The 4,670-nt window shown below is 72.9% G+C and carries 3 protein-coding genes; all 3 read left to right on the plus strand.

Features of this window, described 5'->3' with window-relative positions; all coding sequences use genetic code 11:
* A partial coding sequence (locus ABZ281_RS38630; RefSeq protein ID WP_356662687.1) for an alkaline phosphatase D family protein occupies positions 1-1,564 on the plus strand: 1,564 nt, incomplete at its 5' end.
* 281 nt (positions 1,565-1,845) lie between these two features.
* On the plus strand, positions 1,846-3,717 hold the full coding sequence (locus ABZ281_RS38635) for an FAD/NAD(P)-binding protein (protein WP_356662689.1): 1,872 nt from the start codon (positions 1,846-1,848) through the stop codon (positions 3,715-3,717).
* A gap of 83 nt (positions 3,718-3,800) precedes the next feature.
* Entirely contained in the window at positions 3,801-4,253 is a 453-nt protein-coding gene (locus ABZ281_RS38640; protein WP_356662688.1) for a DoxX family protein, read from the plus strand.
* Positions 4,254-4,670 lie beyond the last annotated feature (417 nt).

Below are 4,670 nucleotides of genomic sequence, written 5' to 3' on the forward strand. Positions count from 1 at the left end.
CCGTGCGCCCACCCCCGTGGTGCGCTGCGCCGCCGGCGCGGGCGGCACGGCCCGCAGTTTCCAGATCGCGGGCCACCACTACGCGCTGGTCCCGGTGACGGGCCTGACGGCCGGTACCACCACGACGTACGAGGTGTTCCTCGACGGGGCCCCGGTGTGGCCGCCGCCCGGCTCCCCCTTCCCACCCTCGGCGATTCACGCGCCGGGCCCCGAGGGCGACCTCAACGTCGCCTTCGGCTCCTGCCGCTGGGCCTCCCCGCCGGCGGGCGGCGACGACCCCGTCGGACCGGACGCCCTGGACGCCCTCGCCACCCGCCTCGCGGCCGACCCCGAGGGCGAGCGGCCGCACGTCCTGCTGCTGCTCGGCGACCAGGTGTACGCCGACGAGACCTCCGACGACACGCAGCGCTGGCTGGCGGGCCGCCGCGACCTGAAGGAAGCACCGGGCAGCGGGGTCGCCGACTATGAGGAGTACACGCACCTCTACTACGAGTCGTGGCTCGACCCGCGCATCCGCTGGCTGCTGTCCACCGTGCCCAGCTTCATGATCTTCGACGATCACGACGTCATCGACGACTGGAACACCTCCGCCGCCTGGCTCGCCGACATGCGCTCCACCGGCTGGTGGCAGGAGCGGCTGCTCAGCGGCCTGATGTCGTACTGGGTCCACCAGCACCTGGGCAACCTGTCCCTCGAAGAGCTCGCGGCCGACCCGGTTTACGAGGCGGTCCGCGAGTCCCCCGACGGCACCGACGTGCTGCGCGCCTTCGCCGCCCGGGCCGACGCCGACGCGACCACGGCCCGCTGGAGCTACCGGCGCGACTTCGGGCGGGTGCGTCTGGTGATGGTGGACAGCCGGGCCGCCCGGGTCCTCGCCGAGGGCGAGCGCGCGATGCTCGACCCGGGCGAGGGCGCCTGGCTGCGCGAGCAGGTGCTGGACGGACCCGAGACCCACGACCACCTCCTGATCGGCACCTCGCTGCCCTGGCTGCTGCCCCACCTGGTGCACGACGCCGAGGGCTGGAACGCGGCCCTGTGCGGCGGCGAACGGGGCGAGCGCTGGGCGCGGTTCGGGGAGAAGGTGCGGCGCGCGGCCGATCTGGAGCACTGGTCGGCGTTCCCCGAGTCCTTCGCGGGGCTGGCGGAGCTGATCGCCGAGGCGGGCTCGGGGCGGGACGCGCCGGCGACGGTGTGCGTGCTGTCCGGGGACGTGCACCACGCCTACGTCGCCGAGCCCTCGTGGCCCGGACCGGGCCCGGACGCCCGGGTGGTGCAGCTGGTCTGCTCCCCCGTCCACAACTCGGTGCCGCTGTCGATGCGGCTGGCCTTCCGCATCGGCTGGAGCGCGATGGCGCGGGGCATCGGCCGCGGCCTCGCCCGGCACGGCCGCCTCCCGCGCCCGCCGGTCGGCTGGCGCAAGACGGGCGGCCCCTGGTTCGGCAACCAGCTCATGACCCTGACCCTGCGCGGCCGCTCGGCCCGGCTGCGACTGGAGCACGCCAAGGCCCGCGAGGGGACGGGCCCCCGCCTGACGACACTGCTGGACGCCGAGCTCGCCCCCTAACCCCCCTGTTCCGCCCGTTTGTTGCGCTGCGTCCGGTGATACCCCGTAGCGCTGGTGATGCATCCCACAGCGACCGTCAATCCTTCCCCACGAGCATCGGTTACCGCTCCCGGCGACGGCATGATGAGGCGGACCGTCCGCTTCCAGTCCGGCGGACCGCCGACACGCGCCCCACACGCCCGGGAGTCCCACCGTTGTCTGCGTCGCCCGAGGAAACCAAGGAATCCGTACCCTCCGAGGGTCCCGGACCAGCCGCGAGACCCGCGCACGTCTCCGTCGCCCTGGTCGGCGCCGGACCGCGCGGCACCAGCGTCCTGGAACGCCTGTGCGCCTCCGCCCCGGAATTCCTGCCACCCGGTGCCCGGCTGACGGTCCATGTGATCGACCCGGACCCGCCCGGCCCCGGCCGCGTCTGGCGCACCACCCAGTCTCCCGAGCTGCTGATGAACACCGTGGCCTGCCAGGTGACCCTGTTCACCGACGCCAGCGTGGACTGCTCGGGCCCGATCCGCCCGGGTCCGAGCCTGCACGAGTGGGCGGGCGGCAGGCTGGGCGCGGACGAGTATCCGACCAGGGCCGACTACGGCCGCTATCTGGAGTGGGTGTTCGCCGAGGTCCTACGGCAGGCGCCGCCGGCCGTACGGGTCGAGACGCACCGGGCACGCGCGGTACGGCTCGAGGACACTCACGGCGGCCGACAGGCCCTCACCCTCGACGACGGCCGCACCCTGGCCGGCCTGTCCGCGGTGGTGCTGGCCCAGGGGCACCTGCCGAGGACCGCCGGCCCGGACCTGCTGCGGCCGGCGGCCCACGCCGCGCGGCACGGCCTGCGGCACGTCCCGCCCGCGAACCCGGCCGACGTCGACCTGTCGTCCGTACCCCCGGGCGAACCCGTCCTGCTGCGTGGCCTCGGCCTCAACTTCTTCGACCACACGGCCCTGCTGACGACCGGCCGGGGCGGCCGTTTCGTCCGGGACGACGGGGGCCTGCGCTACCTCCCCTCCGGTCGTGAGCCGCGGCTCTTCGCCGGTTCGCGGCGCGGCGTCCCGCACCAGGCACGCGGCGACAACGCGAAGGGGCCCTACGGCCGGCACGTCCCGCTCGCCCTCACCCCGGAGGTGATCGCCGGGTTCCGCAAGCGCGCGGACTCCGGGGAGGCGCCCGATTTCCTCACGGAGATATGGCCGTTGGTGGCGAAGGAGGTGGAGACGGTCTACTACGGCGCGCTGATCCGGCGGGCCGCGTCCGGTGCGGGACGGGTGCGCGAGTTCACCGACCGCTTCCTCGCCGTCCCGCACGGCGACCCCCTGGAGGCGCCGCTGCTGGAGGAGTTCGGGGTGCCGGACGGCGAGCGCTGGTGCTGGGAGCGGATCTCCCGCCCGTACGCGGGACGGGACTTCGCGCATTCCGGCGAGTGGCGCGACTGGCTGCTGTCGTATCTGCGTCAGGACGCCGCCCAGGCCGCCCTGGGCAATGTACACGGCCCGTTGAAGGCGGCCCTGGACGTGCTGCGCGACCTGCGCAACGAACTCCGGCTGATCGTCGACCACGGCGGCCTCTCCGGCGCGTCCCGCCGCGATCACCTGGACCGCTGGTACACCCCGCTCAACGCGTTTCTCTCGATCGGCCCGCCGCGCCGGCGCATCGAGGAACTCGCGGCCCTGGTGGAGGCGGGGGTGGTGCGGGTGCTCGGGCCGCGGCTGCGGGTGTCGGAGGAGGACGGGGGCTGGACGGCGCACTCCCCCGACGTGCCGGGAACGGCGGTCCGTGTGAAAACCCTCGTAGAGGCCCGCCTGCCGGAGCCCGACCTTCGGTACACCGCCGACGACCTCCTGGCCGGTCTGCTGCGGAGCGGGCAGTGCCGACCGCACGTCGTGGACGGTTATGAGACAGGGGGGTTGGATGTCACAGCGCGCCCCTATCGGCTGATGGATCGTCAAGGAGTTGCACACACAAGGCGGTTCGCGTTCGGCGTGCCGACAGAAGGCGTCCACTGGGTGACCGCCGCGGGAGCCCGCCCAGGGGTGGATTCGGTCACGCTTTCGGACGCGGATGCGGTGGCGAGAGCCGTTCTACGTGCGACTGGGCCCGAGACCGAGCCCCGGCGGGAGGAAAAGCAGTGGCCAAATGTTGAACTTGCAAGCATCAATTAGGCACACCTAACGTGGGCTACTCCGCGGTATCCGTCCCCGACCGGCCTCCCCAGGGCCGGCCAACCGAAGGAGTGACCCCCCACATGACCGCTCGCCTCAACGGCGCCCAGCCGTACGCGCTCGGCCTGTTCCGGATCGTCGTCGGCCTGCTGTTCGCCTGCCACGGCACCGTCGCCCTCTTCGGCGTCCTCGGCGGCGTGGACGGAAAGGGCGGCACCGCCGCGACCGGCGCCTGGCCGAACTGGTACGCGGCCGTCATCGAACTCGTCGGCGGCGTCCTGGTGCTCCTGGGCCTCGGCACCCGCATAGCGGCGCTCATCTCCTCCGGAGCGATGGCGTACGCGTACTTCAAGGTCCACCAGCCGCAGGGCCTGTGGCCGATCGAGAACAGCGGCGAGGGCGCGGCGATGTACTGCTGGGCCATGTTCCTGCTGATCTTCACGGGCTCCGGCGCGTTCGGCCTGGACCGGCTGCTGTCCAAGCGCACCTCGACCCAGGGTCAGCGCTCCGCGGACCAGACACCGGTGGCCGCCTGAGCCGCCCGACCCGTCGGACACACGGCGGCGCCTTCCCCTCGAAGGGAGGCGCCGTTCCGTCTGTACGGGCCCGCAATCAGGGCTTCGAGTTCGATACTCGCGCATATACCGACAAAGCCGGATGATCCTCGACGAGGTGAACAGTCCGCACCGAACGTATGAGCCCCCCGTGAACCGCCCGTCACACCCCAGGGCGTACGCTCTATGGCTGTCATGGCCACTCCTGCCGCTCCCCCGCGCCACCGCGGCACGGTCTGGCCCACGGGGGAGCCACGGGGAGTTGCGGTGCTGGAGCAAGTGGGGCTGCCGATCGGCAGCCCATGGATCTACGCGGTGGTGGCCTTGCCCGGCGCGCGGGTGAGCAGGGTCAGCACCGCGGTCTTCGGCAGGCGCCACACGGCGTTGCGCACGATGACC

It is taken from the genome of Streptomyces sp. NPDC006265 (assembly GCF_040613555.1).
Classification (GTDB): domain Bacteria; phylum Actinomycetota; class Actinomycetes; order Streptomycetales; family Streptomycetaceae; genus Streptomyces.

Bases quoted from the DNA above. Each gene is read 5' to 3' on its own strand.
- ABZ281_RS38640 (WP_356662688.1), top strand. From the start codon at position 3,801: ATGACCGCTCGCCTCAACGGCGCCCAGCCGTACGCGCTCGGCCTGTTC.